The organism is Diaphorobacter sp. JS3051 (assembly GCF_015832135.1).
GTDB lineage: Bacteria > Pseudomonadota > Gammaproteobacteria > Burkholderiales > Burkholderiaceae_C > Diaphorobacter > Diaphorobacter nitroreducens.
Genome location: NZ_CP065406.1, coordinates 2,479,262 through 2,493,251, shown reverse-complemented (window position 1 = coordinate 2,493,251; position 13,990 = coordinate 2,479,262). Strand labels below are relative to the sequence as shown.

The 13,990-nt window shown below is 66.6% G+C and carries 12 protein-coding genes and 3 pseudogenes; 11 read left to right on the top strand and 4 right to left on the bottom strand.

Annotation, left to right across the window (positions count from 1 at the left end):
• Window positions 1-9: 9 nt before the first annotated feature.
• Window positions 10-1,386 (bottom strand): MFS transporter, encoded by a 1,377-nt coding sequence (locus I3K84_RS12015; RefSeq protein WP_196994584.1) that lies wholly within the window; start codon window positions 1,384-1,386, stop codon window positions 10-12.
• A gap of 215 nt (window positions 1,387-1,601) precedes the next feature.
• Here I3K84_RS12015 and I3K84_RS12010 point away from each other — a divergent pair, with 215 nt between their 5' ends.
• Complete coding sequence (locus I3K84_RS12010; protein WP_231403314.1) at window positions 1,602-2,516, top strand: M48 family metallopeptidase; 915 nt, start codon at window positions 1,602-1,604, stop codon at window positions 2,514-2,516.
• Between the two features lie 36 nt (window positions 2,517-2,552).
• Here I3K84_RS12010 and I3K84_RS12005 read toward each other — a convergent pair whose 3' ends face one another.
• Window positions 2,553-3,341, bottom strand: a complete 789-nt coding sequence (locus I3K84_RS12005; RefSeq protein WP_196994583.1) for a GntR family transcriptional regulator — start codon at window positions 3,339-3,341, stop codon at window positions 2,553-2,555.
• 24 nt (window positions 3,342-3,365) lie between these two features.
• Window positions 3,366-5,060, bottom strand: coding sequence for a sigma-54-dependent Fis family transcriptional regulator (locus tag I3K84_RS12000; protein ID WP_196994582.1), 1,695 nt, complete (start codon window positions 5,058-5,060; stop codon window positions 3,366-3,368).
• A 298-nt stretch (window positions 5,061-5,358) separates the two neighbouring features.
• Between I3K84_RS12000 and I3K84_RS11995 the strand changes: the two genes are divergently transcribed.
• The gene (locus tag I3K84_RS11995; protein ID WP_196994581.1) at window positions 5,359-5,577 is read left to right on the top strand and encodes a phenol hydroxylase subunit; all 219 of its coding nucleotides are present in this window, start codon (window positions 5,359-5,361) and stop codon (window positions 5,575-5,577) included.
• Between the two features lie 35 nt (window positions 5,578-5,612).
• On the opposite strand, the gene I3K84_RS11990 is transcribed toward I3K84_RS11995, so the two are convergent.
• Window positions 5,613-6,692 (bottom strand): IS630 family transposase, encoded by a 1,080-nt coding sequence (locus I3K84_RS11990; protein ID WP_005801445.1) that lies wholly within the window; start codon window positions 6,690-6,692, stop codon window positions 5,613-5,615.
• Between the two features lie 105 nt (window positions 6,693-6,797).
• Between I3K84_RS11990 and I3K84_RS11985 the strand changes: the two are divergent.
• The 9 genes and pseudogenes from I3K84_RS11985 (at window position 6,798) to I3K84_RS11945 (ending at window position 13,918) form a co-directional block, all read left to right on the top strand.
• Window positions 6,798-7,791 (top strand): annotated as a pseudogene (locus tag I3K84_RS11985) (phenol hydroxylase).
• 38 nt (window positions 7,792-7,829) lie between these two features.
• Window positions 7,830-8,099 carry an MmoB/DmpM family protein gene (locus tag I3K84_RS11980; protein ID WP_196996106.1) on the top strand — a complete coding sequence of 90 codons (270 nt, stop codon included), beginning with the start codon at window positions 7,830-7,832 and terminating at the stop codon, window positions 8,097-8,099.
• 40 nt (window positions 8,100-8,139) lie between these two features.
• Window positions 8,140-9,699 carry an aromatic/alkene/methane monooxygenase hydroxylase/oxygenase subunit alpha gene (locus I3K84_RS11975; protein WP_196994580.1) on the top strand — a complete coding sequence of 520 codons (1,560 nt, stop codon included), beginning with the start codon at window positions 8,140-8,142 and terminating at the stop codon, window positions 9,697-9,699.
• Window positions 9,696-10,052: pseudogene (locus tag I3K84_RS11970) on the top strand (phenol hydroxylase subunit P4). The gene I3K84_RS11975 and the pseudogene I3K84_RS11970 overlap by 4 nt, the downstream one beginning before the upstream one ends.
• Window positions 10,053-10,106: 54 nt before the next feature.
• Complete coding sequence (locus I3K84_RS11965; protein WP_196994579.1) at window positions 10,107-11,171, top strand: NADH:ubiquinone reductase (Na(+)-transporting) subunit F; 1,065 nt, start codon at window positions 10,107-10,109, stop codon at window positions 11,169-11,171.
• Window positions 11,172-11,188: 17 nt separating this feature from the next.
• Window positions 11,189-11,539 (top strand): 2Fe-2S iron-sulfur cluster-binding protein, encoded by a 351-nt coding sequence (locus I3K84_RS11960; RefSeq protein ID WP_047350241.1) that lies wholly within the window; start codon window positions 11,189-11,191, stop codon window positions 11,537-11,539.
• Window positions 11,540-11,575: 36 nt separating this feature from the next.
• Window positions 11,576-12,520, top strand: a complete 945-nt coding sequence (locus tag I3K84_RS11955; RefSeq protein WP_196994578.1) for a catechol 2,3-dioxygenase — start codon at window positions 11,576-11,578, stop codon at window positions 12,518-12,520.
• A gap of 32 nt (window positions 12,521-12,552) precedes the next feature.
• A pseudogene (locus I3K84_RS11950) lies at window positions 12,553-13,442 on the top strand (transporter).
• Window positions 13,443-13,462: 20 nt separating this feature from the next.
• A complete protein-coding gene (locus I3K84_RS11945) occupies window positions 13,463-13,918 on the top strand; it encodes a heme-binding protein (protein ID WP_231403478.1) in 456 nt (151 codons plus the stop codon).
• Window positions 13,919-13,990 lie beyond the last annotated feature (72 nt).

The following is a 13,990-nucleotide window of genomic DNA, read 5'->3' as shown; positions in this document are numbered from 1 at the left end:
AGCGCTTGTCTATAAAGCGCTGGAGGCCTTTTTGGCTCTGGACGCCAGCGCCACCAGCAGCAGCACCGGCAGGCCCAGCAGGGCCGTGCCTGTGAAGAACGCGCTGTAGCCCTGCGCGTCCACGAACTGGCCCGAGAAGCCCGCGAGCCATTTGGGCAGCAACAGCATCATGGAGCTGAACAGCGCGTACTGCGTGGCCGAATACTGCACGTTGGTCAGGCTGGACAGGTAGGCGATGAACGCGGCCGAGGCGATGCCGCCCGCGAGGTTGTCGGCCGAGACCACCAGCACCAGGCCCGTGAGGTCGTGCCCGCGCTGGCCCAGCCAGGCGAACAGCAGGTTGGACAGCGCCGAGAGCACCGCGCCCAGCATCAGCACGCGCATTACCCCCAGGCGCATGGACAGCACGCCGCCCACGAAGGCGCCGGCCAGCGTCATCACCACGCCGAAGACCTTGGTCACGGCGGCCACCTCGTCCTTGGTGTAGCCCATGTCCACGTAGAACGGGTTGGCCATGATGCCCATGACCACGTCGCTGATGCGGTACACGGCGATCAGCGCGAGGATCAGCGCCGCCTGCCAGCGGTAGCGCCGGATGAAGTCGGCAAACGGCGCCACCACCGCGCCATGCAGCCACTCGCCCAGGTTGCGCGCGGGCGGCAGTGGGCGCGCGGCATCGGATTGGGGCTCGGGTGACAGCAGCACCGTCACCGTGCCCACCAGCATCGACGCCGCCATCACCAGATAGGCCGTGGCCCAGGCGCTGGCCTGGTAGCCGGCCAATCCCGCCACCTCGGCACGCGCGGCCACCCACAGCACGCCCGCGCCGGCCCAGATCATGGCCAGGCGGTAGCCCGTCTGGTAAGTGGCGGCCAGCGCGGCCTGGTGGTCGGTGTCGGCGGACTCGATGCGGAACGCATCCAGCGCAATGTCCTGCGTAGCCGAGCCAATGGCCACCAGCAGTGCGCACCACACTATGGCGTCCAGCCCCTGGCGCGGGTCGGCCAGCGCCATACCGACGAGGCCCGCGGCCACCACACCTTGCGCCAGCAGCAGCCAGCTGCGCCGCCGCCCCAGCCAGCGCGTGAGCAGCGGCAGCGGCAGGCGGTCCACCAGCGGTGACCAGACCCACTTGAACGCATAGGCCAGCCCCACCCACGACAGATAGCCGATGGTGGTGCGGTCGATGCCCGCCTCGCGCAGCCTGAAAGACAGCGTGCCCAGCACCAGCAACAGCGGCAGCCCGGCGGCAAAGCCCAGGGCCAGCATGCGCAGGCTGGCGGGCTCCAGATAGACAAGCCAGGCCTGGCGCCAGCTGCGCCGGGGGGCGGCGGTGGCATTGGTGGCTGCGGCAGGGGCGGCGGCGGTGGTGGTGTCGGGGGGCATGTGCAGGGGCGGCAGGGTGCGCGAGATGAGTGCGAGATGAGTGCGAGATGAGTGCGAGATGAGTGCAGGGCGGGTGCGGTATGAGCACCCGAGCAGCGCAGGACAGGTGCAGGTGCGTGCTGTGGCGGGATTATCCGCACGCTGCGGCGGCGCCCGCCGCAGGGCGCGCCCACCCGGTGTGGCGCAGCGCGCCAGGGTGTCCTAGACTCGCGCGCATGACCACCCGCACTACCAACCCCTTGTCCTCGTTGTCCGCCTGGCCGGGCTGCCTGTGCTGCGTTGCGCGCGTGAATGCGCGCGGTGACGTGCGCGGTGATCAGGCCGGCGGAATCTGGCAGGCGCGCCGCGCCTTTGTGCTGGCGGCGGCAGGCGCGGCGGCGTTGCCGGCGGCGGCGCAGGTGGATGTGGGCAGCGCATCGGGCATGCGCCGGCTGGTGCCGGCCGAGACGCTGGAAGAATCCGCCGTGCAGCAATACGGCCAGCTGCTGGCGCAGGCCAGGGCCAAGCGCGCGCTGGCGCCGGACAACCACCCGCAGCTGGTGGCGCTGCGCGGCATTGCCCGCCGCCTCATCCCCCACGCCGCGCAGTGGAACAGCCGCGCCGCCCAGTGGCGCTGGGAGATCAACCTGATCGCTAGCCGCCAGATCAACGCCTTTTGCATGCCGGGCGGCAAGATCGCGTTCTACACGGGCATCCTGGACCAGCTCAAGCTGACCGACGACGAGATCGCCATGGTCATGGGCCATGAGATGGCCCACGCGCTGCGCGAGCATGCGCGCTCGCGCTTGGCCAAGAGCCAGGCCACCAGCATCGGCCTGTCGCTGGGCGCGCAGCTGCTGGGCCTGGGCGACCTGGGCAATGCAGCCGCCAACCTGGGGACGCAGCTGCTCACGCTCAAGTTCAGCCGCTCCGACGAGACCGACGCGGACCTGGTCGGCCTGGAGCTGGCCGCCCGCGCGGGCTACAACCCCCAGGCCGCCGTGAGCCTGTGGCGCAAGATGGGCGAGGCCACGGGCAACGGCGGCATCGCGTTCCTGTCCACCCACCCGTCGGGGCCCGACCGCATCCGCGAGCTGGAGCAGAACGTGCCCAAGGTGCAGGGGCTGTACCAGGCAGCGCGGGGGGGCTGACTTGCTACTTTATTAGTAGCTAGCAGCGCTGGCTGTTCAAGGGCTGGCAGCTGATTTGACTTGAAGCTGCGGCGGTGCGCAGCCCGGCAAAAAGGCGCGGCCTTCGCGCAGGGCGCGGATCAGCAGGTCGGGCGTGGCGCGGATGTGCGCCTCCAGCGCCAGCGCGGCGCGCGCGTCCTGGCCTGACATGGCCAGCTCGAAGATTTCGGTGTGCTCGGCGTGCACATCGCGTACACCGCCCGGCAGGCCCATGGCGCAGAAGCGGTAGCGCTCGCTGTGGCGCGACAGCAGGCGCAACACGCGCACGGTCCACGGTGAGGAGTGGCCCGCCAGCAGAGCCTCATGAAAGCGCACGTTCAGCAGCTCCCACTGGCGGCGGCGGTGCGGCGCGATGGGCTGTTCCTCGGCAGATATCGCCGCATAGGCCTCGGCAAGCGCCTCGCGCCACTGCGCGTCACCGGCGCGAATGGACTGGCGCAGCGCGTCGGTCTCGATGTGCACGCGCAGCGTGGTGATGTCTTCCAGCTCTTGCAGCGCGATGGGCGCCACGCGAAAGCCGCGCTGCCCCTCCACGGTCACCAGCGCGTCGCTGACCAGCCGCGTGAGCGCCTCGCGCAGCGTGCCCGCGCCCACCGCGTACTGGGTGCGCAGGTGCTCGATGCGCAGCTTGCTGCCGGGCGCAAGGCGCCCCTCGACGATGTCGCTGCGCAGCGTGGCGTAGGTTTGCTCGATCAGCGTGCGCGAGGGGGCATCGTACAGGGCTGCGTCCTCGGCGGCGTCGCCGCCGGGCAGTGCAATCAGGGGGTGAAAGCTGCGTTTGGCCATGGCAATGCGGGGCTGGTGTGCGCCTCACGAAGCCGCCAGCGGCCGCTCTTGCAGGCGCGACAGGCGGTAGCTCAGTTGCGGGCGGGTCAGCCCCAGCGCGCGCGCCGCCGCGGCCAGGTTGCCGTCTGCGCGCGCCACGGCTTCGCGGATCAGCGCGTCTTCGAGCGCGTCCAGCGTCAGGCCGCTGGCTTGCAGGGTGTCGTACAGACTGGCGCTTTGCTGGCAGTGCGCTTCGCTTTCCAGCGCACCGGCGGCGTTCACGGTGTGGGCTGTGGGCAGGGCTGACGTGGGAAAGAGCATGGCGGCGTCCACCAGGTCGTCGTTGGGCGCCAGGATCACGCCGCGTTCGACCAGGTTTTCCAGCTCGCGCACGTTGCCGGGCCAGGCGTGCTGGCGCATGGCGGTCATGGCCAGGTCGGTGAAGCCCGCCAGGCGCTTGCCGTGCAGGGCGGCGTAGCGCTGCAGCAGGTGCATGGCCAGCAGTTCGATGTCGTCCGCGCGCTCGCGCAGCGCCGGTATGCGGATGGGATAGACGTTCAGGCGGTAGAGCAGGTCGCGCCGAAAGCGCCCTTCCTCCACGGCCTTTTCCAGATCGACGTTGGTGGCGGCGACCACGCGCACATCCACCTTGCGCGGCTGCGTGCCGCCCAGGCGCTCCACCTCGCCCTGCTGCAGCACGCGCAGCAGCTTGGCCTGCGCGGGCAGGGGCAGCTCGCCCAGCTCGTCCAGCAGCAAGGTGCCGCCGTGCGCGCGCTCGAAGCGGCCCACGCGCGCGGCGGTGGCGCCGGTGTAGGCGCCTTTTTCGGCGCCGAACAGCTCGCTTTCGATCAAATCGGCGGGCAGCGCCGCGCAGTTGACGGCCACGAAGGGCTTGTCGGCGCGCGGGCCCATGGCGTGCAGCGCGCGCGCAAAGCGCTCTTTGCCCACGCCGGTCTCGCCGGTCAGCAGCACGGTGACCTGCGTGGGCGCGGCCTTGCGCAGCAGCTCCACGGTGTCGTTGAAGGCGCGCGAGCGTCCCAGCAGCGGGCCCTGGTCGTCCGCGGGCTGTAGCTGGGTGCGTAGCGCATCCGCCTGCGACTGCAGCTCGCCCAGGCGCACCAGCATGGAGTCAGGGTCGTAGTCGCGCGCCAGTTGCTCGCCGTCGGGCCATTCGTGCTCAAAGCGGCCCTCGATCAGGCAGTGCGGGTGGCCGCAGGCAGTGCACTGCACTTCCTTGAAAAGGGCCGGACGCCGAAAGAACGCGCTGGTGTAGCCCGAGGCATAGCCGAGCAGCATCCAGCACACGGGCGCACCTTGCGGGCCCCAGGCGCGCTGGTGCACCTCGGCCTCCCAGCTGTGATCCCACTGAAAGATGCCGTGAAAGTGGCTTGCCGCCTCGTCCAGCTCGAACACCTTCGGCTGCACGCGCACAGCGCCTTCCAGCATGTGCAGCTGCGGCCCGACGGCAAAGGCGTCGAACAGCGATGCGCCCGGCCGCACCTGGCGCGCCAGCAGCGCATCGCGCTCGCCCGATGCGTAGCCCGCACGCATCAGCAAGCGGCGGGCGTGCTCCGGCCCCAGGCTGGCCACCAGCTCGCGCCGCAACGCCTGAAAGGCCGCCGCATGTACCAGCAGCATGCGCTGATCAGCCAGCCAGATGCGCCCATCGACGGGCGAGAAGTGCACCAGCCGGCGCAAGTCGGCGTCGGACGGGTAGGGGGGCAGGGTGGTGGCCGGCATGAAAAAAGTATCGATAAACGGCGGGTGGCCGTCCATCGGGATCGACCCGGGGAGGTTTTTCATCATTTCATGAACTGGCTGATCCCTGGGTCTCATCAAAACATCATGCTGCTGTGCAGCAATCGCGCCTCCGGGCTGGCCGCGGGCGCCGCAGCCGGCTGCTGGCAGCCTGCAGACGGGCTTCTTTGCCACGAATTGGTAGGGATTAACCCTGAATTTATCGATATTTCCGGGAAGTCGGCGGGCATTGGCACGGCCCGTGCAAAACAGATGGCGCACAACCGAAAAGGAGACCGTCATGACCCACACCGCCATTGCCACCGACGCATCTGCCACCCCGCAACCCGTCTGCGATCTGTCGCAGCGGTTTGTGCGCGTGCTGGGCCGCCGCGACAACGGCTTTGTCGAGTTTGCTTTCTCGATCGGATGGCCCGAGCTGTCGGTGGAGCTGATGCTCCCCGCACCGGCATTCGAGGCCTTTTGTGCGGCGCACCGCGTGCGCCACCTGGACGACTGAACCCTGCCCCTAGTGTGGTGTCTCAAAAGTAATCATCAAATAATGGTACTCGCTGCCCGCGCCACAGATGCCAAGATGGTGTCCGCACTTTTATGCCACACGAACGGCTTGGGATCCTCGTTGTGACGATCAATGTATTCCCGTATGGATTGCTCCAGCTGAGCAACGCTGGTGTGGGCGCTGCGCTTGATCCACTGCTCGCTGATCTGGCTAAAGAAACGCTCGACCAGATTGAGCCAGGACGCTGAGGTGGGCGTGAAGTGAACGTGGTAGCGAGGATGGGCTGCTAGCCAGGCCCGCACTGCCTGCGTCTTGTGCGTGCCGTAGTTGTCCATGATCAGGTGGATGTCTTGTTCGCCAGGCACCGCTGCATCGATGGCTTTGAGGAACTGCAGGAATTCCACACTGCGGTGACGGCGCTTGAGCTGTCCTATGACTTTGCCAGTGGCCACATCCAGCGCTGCAAACAGCGACGTTGTGCCATGGCGCTTGTAATCGTGCGTGCGCGTGCTGGGTTTGCCAAACGTCAGTGGTAACCCTGGTTGGGTGCGATCCAGAGCCTGGATCTGGCTCTTCTCGTCCACGCACAGCACCAAGGCGCGATCGGGTGGTGCCATATACAGCCCCACCACATCCCGTACCTTGTCCACGAAATGGGGATCCGTCGATAGCTTGAAGGTTTCTTGCAGGTGCGGCTTCAGCCCAAAGGCATGCCAGATGCGCTGCACCGTCGCGGGCGATACGCCAGCGTGCCGACTCATCTGGCGCACGCTCCAGTGCGTGGCGTTGTCAGGCTTGCTCTGGCGAACCTTGTCCACAATGAGCTGAACCTGCTCGTCGCCCACACTGCGCGGGCGGCCAGCGCGCGGGGCATCGGTCAAACCCGCCAGACGATACGCCCGGTAGCGCCGCCGCCACTTGGAGACAGTTTGCACCGTCGTGCCCAAGCGTTGGGCAATCATGGTGCCCGACTCCCCATCTGCGCAGCCCAGCACGATTCGCATGCGCAGCTTCTCGTCCTCGGGCGCTTTGCGTACGCGCAGTCGCGCATGCAGCTCTGCGCGCTCGGCATCGGTGATCTGCAGCTTCGTGGCGGGGCGTCCAGGGTGGGCCATCAGCGTAGTCTCCTATAAGGAAGCTGATTCGACCAACACCGGTCAAAATAGTTCTATCTATTTTTGAGACACCACACTAGCAACCATTACCAGGAGACAAGCCCCATGAACATCGACCTGCAGGCGCGCGAGATACAGCCGCTGCGCAACACCTTCGCCCGCGTGGCGGCCTACACGGGCGACAAGCCCCGCGTCGCGCTACCTTGAAGCCACGCTGGGCATGCAGCCCGCCGCGAACTTCAATTACCGCCCGACCTGGGAGCCCGAGTTTGAACTGTTCGATGCCACGCGCACCGCGGTCAAGCTGGCCGACTGGGATGCGCTGCGCGACCCCCGCCAGTTCTACTACGCCAACTGGACCATGGCGCGTGCGCGCCAGCAAGAGGCGATGGAAGCCAATTACCAGTTTGTCGAGTCGCGCGGCCTGATCGACAAGATTCCCGACGCGCAGCGCGCCGCAGCCTGCGAGGTGCTCATGCCGCTGCGCCACGCGGCCTGGGGCGCCAACATGAACAACTGCACGATTTGCTCGCGCGGTTATGGCACGGCGTTCACTGCACCGGCCATGTTCCATGCCATGGACCATCTGGCGGTTGCGCAGTACCTCACGCGCCTGGGGCTGGCACTGGGCGAGCCCGGCGCACTGGAAGCCGGCAAGAACGACTGGCTGCAGGACCCGCGCTGGCAGGGACTGCGCAAGCTGGTGGAGGACACGCTGGTCGTCAACGACCCGTTCGAGCTGTTTGTGGCGCAGAACCTGGCGCTCGACGGCCTGCTGTACCCGCTGATCTACACGCATTTCGTGGACGACCACCTTGCGGTGCAGGGCGGTACGGCGGTGGCCATGCTCACGGCCTTCATGCCCGAATGGCATGACGAGAGCGCGCGCTGGGTGGATGCGGTCACCAAGGTGGCCGCTGCCGCATCGGACGACAACCGGGCGCAGATCACCGGCTGGTTCAAGAGCTATGCCGATCGGGCGCAGGCCGCGCTCGTGCAGGTGGCGGACCTGGCACTGGGAGCGCAAGGCAGCGCGGCGCTGATTGCAGTGCGCACGGCGCTGGATGCGCGGGCCCGCAAGTGCGGCCTGGCTGTCTGAAGGAGGTCATCACCATGAACACCCCCAACGCCTCCGTCATCTCCAGCGTCTTCATTGCCTTTCAGGACAACGAGGAATCCCGCCCCGTTGTGGACGCCATCCTGGCCGACAACGCCGAAGCCGTAGCCACCTATCCGCAGGGGCTCGTGAAGATCAACGCGCCCGGTCGGCTTGTCATTCGGCGCGCAACCATCGAAGAGCAGACCGGGCAGCGCTTCAACCTGCAGCAGCTGCACGTCAACCTCGTCACGCTTTCCGGCTACATCGACGAAGACGACGACGAGTTTTCACTGAGCTGGCAGCACTGAGCCAGCCGGCCGTTTCACCCAACAACCAGGAGATAACACCATGGACGCACCTGCTATCAAGAAGAAATTGGGCCTCAAGGACCGCTACGCCGCCATGACGCGCGGCCTGGCCTGGGATACGACCTACCAGCCCATGGACAAGGTCTTTCCGTTCGACAAGTACGAAGGCATCAAGATCCACGACTGGGATAAATGGGAAGACCCGTTTCGCCTGACCATGGACGCCTACTGGAAATACCAGGGCGAGAAGGAAAAGAAGCTCTATGCCGTGATCGAGGCCTTTGCGCAGAACAATGGCCAGCTGGGTATTTCGGATGCGCGCTATGTGAATGCGCTCAAGCTCTTCTTGCAGGCCGTGACCCCGCTGGAGTACCACGCGCACCGCGGCTTTGCCCATGTGGGCCGCCACTTCACCGGTGCCGGTGCCCGCGTTGCCGCGCAGATGCAGTCCATTGACGAGCTGCGCCACTGCCAGACCGAAACCCACGCCCTGTCGCACTACAACAAGTATTTCAATGGCCTGCACCAGGCACCCCACATGTTTGACCGTGTGTGGTACCTGTCCGTGCCCAAGTCGTTTTTTGAAGACGCCTCCACCGCAGGGCCGTTCGAGTTCCTCACTGCCGTGAGCTTCTCGTTCGAGTACGTGCTGACCAACCTGCTGTTCGTGCCCTTCATGTCCGGCGCCGCCCACAACGGAGACATGAGCACCGTGACGTTTGGCTTCTCGGCCCAGTCCGACGAATCGCGTCACATGACCCTGGGCATCGAGTGCATCAAGTTCATGCTCGAGCAGGACCCGGCCAACGTGCCGATCGTGCAGAAGTGGATCGACAAGTGGCTCTGGCGCGGCTACCGCCTGCTCACCATTGTCGGGATGATGCAGGACTACATGCTGCCCAAGCGCGTGATGAGCTGGAAGGAAGCGTGGGAGATGTACGCCGAGGAAAACGGCGGCGCCCTGTTCCGCGATCTGGCCCGCTATGGCATCCGCGAACCCAAGGGCTGGAAGGAAGCCAGCGCCGGCAAGGACCACATCACGCACCAGGCCTGGAGCGGCTTCTACAACTACACGGCCGCCGCCGCGTTCCACACCTGGATGCCCAAGGAAGACGAGCTGAACTGGTTGTCCGAGAAGTACCCCGACACCTTCGACAAGTACTACCGGCCGCGCTTCGAGCATTTCCACGCGCAGCAGCAACAGGGCAAGCGCTTTTACAACAAGACGCTGCCCATGCTGTGCACCATCTGCCAGGTCCCCATGTACTTTACCGAGCCCGGCGATCCGACCAAGATCTGCTACCGCGAGTCCGACTACCACGGCGACAAGTACCACTTCTGCAGCGACGGTTGCAAAGAAATTTTTGACGACGAGCCCGAGAAATATTCGCAAGCCTGGCTGCCCGTGCACCAGATTTACCAGGGCAACTGCTTCCCCGAGGGCACCGACCCGACGGTGGAGGGCTTTGACCCGATGGCTGCCGTGATGGACTACTACGACCTGAAGGTGGGCCGGGACAACTTCGACTTTGAAGGCTCGGAAGACCAGAAGAACTTTGCCGCCTGGCGTGGTGATGCTGTTCAAGGAGACAAGGCATGAGCGTCGTTGCTGTCAAACCCTACGACTTTCCCGCCCGCGACCGGCGCGAGAACTTCCCCGCACCGCTGCTCTACATCGGCTGGGAGGATCACCTGATGTTTGCATCACCGGTCTGCCTGCCGTTGCCGCCGGATACCCCGTTCGGCGCGCTGGCCCAGGGCGTGCTGCCCGGCGTGTACGGCGAGCACCCCGACTTTGCCAAGATCGACTGGTCCCAGGTCGAGTGGTTCAAGTCCGGCCAGCCGTGGACGCCCGATCCGGCCAAGTAGCTGCAGGCCAATGGCCTTCAGCACAAGGACGCGATCCGTTTTCGCACCCCGGGCCTGACCGGCATCCAGGGTACGTGCAGCTAAGTCCCATTCGGTGAGGGAAGCCCGGGGGCTACCCCCGGGCCCCGCGTCCATGCCATGACCTACCAACTGACCATCGAGCCCCTGGGCGCAACGATCGACGTCGAAGAGGGCCAGACCCTGCTCGACGCCGCGCTGCGCCAGGGCATCTACATTCCCCACGCCTGTGGCCACGGCCTGTGCGGTACCTGCAAGGTGCAGGTTGCCGACGGCGATGTGGACCACGGTGCCGCCAACCCGTTCGCGCTGATGGACTTCGAGCGCGACGAGGGCAAGACGCTGGCCTGCTGCGCCACGCTGCAGTGCGATACGACCATCGAGGCCGACATTGACGAGGAGCCCGACGCCCAAATCATTCCCGTGCGCGACTTCGCGGCCACGGTGGAGCGCATCGAGCGGCTCACGCCCACCATCAAGGCGCTGCACCTGCGGCTGGACAAGCCCATCCGCTTTCAGCCGGGGCAGTATGTGCAGCTGGAGATTCCGGGCCTGGGGCAAAGCCGCGCCTTCTCGATCGCCAACGCGCCGGGCGCAGATGGCGAATGCGCGCAGGTTGAGCTCAACGTGCGCCATGTGCCCGGCGGTGCCGGCACCACCTGGCTGCACGAGCAGCTGCAAGAAGGCGCGCGGCTGCGCCTGGCCGGGCCGTATGGGCGCTTTTTTGTGCGGCGTTCGGCGCGGCTGCCGATGGTGTTCCTGGCGGGCGGCTCGGGGTTGTCGAGCCCGCGCTCCATGATCCATGCGCTGCTTGCTGGCGGCTGCACGGAGCCGGTCACGCTGGTCTATGGCCAGCGCTCGCGCGACGAGCTGTACTACGACGATGAATTTCGCGCACTCGCGCAGCAGCACCCGCAGTTCACCTACGTGCCGTCGTTGTCAGCCGAGCCCGAGGGCTCGGACTGGAGCGGCGCGCGCGGCTTTGTGCACGAGGCCGCGCAGGCGCACTTCAAGGGCAACTTCGCGGGCCACAAGGCTTATCTGTGCGGCCCGCCGCCCATGGTTGAGGCCTGCATTGCCACGCTGATGCAGGGGCGGCTGTTCGAGCGCGACATCTACACCGAGAAGTTCCTCTCGGCCGCCGATGCGCAGGGCGCGCGCAGCCCGCTGTTCAAGCGCGTCTGACGGAGGCCGGCATGTGGATGAGCCAACGACCGACCGTGGATGTGCATGTCGCGCAGACCGGTGACTGCTATGCCTGCGCCACCGACGAAAGCCTGCTCAAGGGCATGCTGCGGCTGGGCCGCAAGGGCATTCCTGTGGGCTGCGTCAACGGCGGCTGCGGCGTGTGCAAGGTGCGCATCGTCGAGGGCGGCGTGCAGCCGCTGGGCCCCGTGAGCCGGGCGCATGTCAGCACCGAAGAAGAAGCGCAAGGCTACACGCTGGCCTGCCGCGTGGCGCCCACCCAGGCGGTGTGCCTGGAAGTGGCCGCCCGATTGCGCAAACCGTTTCTGGGCAGTGCCGCCTCGGTGGCGCAACGTCCAGCCAATTGAGTCATTGAAGATTTATCAACCAAGAGGAGACATGAAATGGGTGTACTGAGAATCGGCCACGCGAGCCTGCGGGTCATGGATATCGCTGCTGCCGTCAAGCACTACGAAGAGGTCCTGGGCCTCAAGACCGTCATGAAGGACAGTGCGGGCAACGTCTACCTGAAATGCTGGGACGAGTGGGACAAATACTCCATCATCCTGACCCCCAGCGACCGGGCGGGCCTGAACCACGTTGCCTACAAGGTGGAGAAAGACGAGGATCTGGAGGCGCTGCAGGCACGCATCGAGGCCTGGGGCATCAAGACCACGCTGCTGCCTGAAGGCACGCTGCCCTCCACCGGCCGCATGCTGCAGTTCAACCTGCCCAGCGGCCACGAAATGCGCCTGTACGCCATGAAGGAATACGTGGGCACCGATGTGGGCACTGTCAATCCCGACCCGTGGCCCGACGGTGTCCGGGGCGCGGGCGCGCACTGGCTCGACCACCTGCTGCTGATGTGCGAGATGAACCCCGAGGCCGGCATCAACACCGTGCAGGACAACACGCGTTTCATGAAGGAATGCCTGGACTTCTTCCTGACCGAGCAGGTGCTGGTGGGCCCCCAGGGCGACATGCAGGCTGCCACCTGGATGGCGCGCACGACCACGCCGCACGACATCGCCTTTGTGGGCGGCCCCGTCAGCGGCCTGCACCACATCGCGTTTTTCCTGGATTCGTGGCACGACGTGCTCAAGTCCGCCGACGTCATGGCCAAGAAGAAGGTCAAGATCGACGTGGCCCCTACGCGCCACGGCATCACGCGCGGCGAGACCATCTACTTCTTCGACCCCAGCGGCAACCGCAACGAAACCTTTGCCGGACTGGGCTACCTGGCGCAGCCCGACCGCCCAGTGACCACCTGGAGCGAGGACAAGATGGGCAGAGGGATCTTCTATCACACGGGTGATCTGGTGCCGTCCTTCACGGACGTCTATACCTGATCGGGCGCGCATCCATGCACAAGTAACACAGCATGAAAAAACACAGGGTCATTGCCGCGCTTGCCCTGGCAGGCGGTCTGGCCGTCAGCAGCGCGCAGGCCGAGGGGCACTACGTGCCGGGCGTGGAAGGGCTGCAGGGCGCCAGCGTGCCGCCGCCCGGCTTTTACTACCTGGGCTACCTCGTCAACTACAACATTGACGATTTCCGCGCGCCGGGCACCAGCGACAACCTGCCGGGCCACAACCGGGGCACCGTCACGGCGCTGTCCAACCGTTTTGTGTGGATCTCGCAATACAAGCTGCTGGGCGCCGACTACGGCATGGAGGCCATCGTGCCGGTGATGCGCACCTCGCTCACCATCAACGCGGCGGGCATCTCCGACACCCGCTCGGGCGTGGGCGACGTGTATCTGGGCCCGCTGGTGCTGGGCTGGCATGGCCAGCAATGGGACGCCATGGCCGCCGCCGGCGTGTGGCTGGACAGCGCCAGCACCAGCCACCCCGCATCGCCGGGCAAGGGCTTCAAAAGCACCATGCTCACGGGTGGCCTGACCTATTACTTCGACAGCGCCAAAACCTGGACCGGGTCGGCCTTGATGCGTTTCGAGCGCAACGGCAAGAACGACGCGGGCCTGCGCCCGGGCAATCAACTCACGATGGAGTGGGGGTGGGCAAGTCCTTCGGCACCTGGCAGGCGGGGCTGGTGGGCTACAGCCAGTGGCAGACCAGCGAAGACAGCGGGCCGGGCGCCAGCACCCACAAGGCATCGCGCCACGCGCTGGGCGCCGAGGTGGTCTATCCCGTGCCTGGCGCGGGCATGTTCCTGAAGGGCGCGCTCTACAAGGAGCTGAGCGCCGAGGCGGGCACCGGCCCGCAGTCCAAGGGCTCGCTGCTGCGCTTCTCGGTCGTGAAAGCCTTCTGATGGAGGAGCGTATGTCGCAGATGCCGCAGGTATCGCAGATGCCGCACACGGCTTCGGTGCCGCAGCCCGTCATCGACGCTCCGGCCGCGCTGCGCGCCGTGGAGGCCGCGGTGCGGCACGCCACGGCGCTGGGCCTGCGTGTCAACGTGGCCGTGGTCGATGCCGCGGGCCTGCCCGCTGCGTTTGCGCGCATGGCGGGCGCGCCGCTGCACTCCATCGATATTGCCAACGACAAAGCCTATACCGCCGCCAGCTTCGGCCTGCCCACGGGCGCCTGGCACGCGGCGCTGGCCTCGCATTCCGAGGCCGTGCGCCAGGGGCTGGTGCTGCGCCCGCGCTTCGTGGCCTTCGGCGGCGGTTTGCCGATCGTGGAGCACGGGGCGCGCATTGGCGGCATTGGCGTGTCCGGCGGCAGCGAGGCGCAGGACGAGGCCATTGCGCGGGCCGGCCTGCAGGCCCTGGGCCTCGATGCCTGATCTGTCATACCCCGCAAATACCCCCCGCGCATGCGCGCCGCGCGCTCGCGGGGGTTCCACACGAAAGTCGAA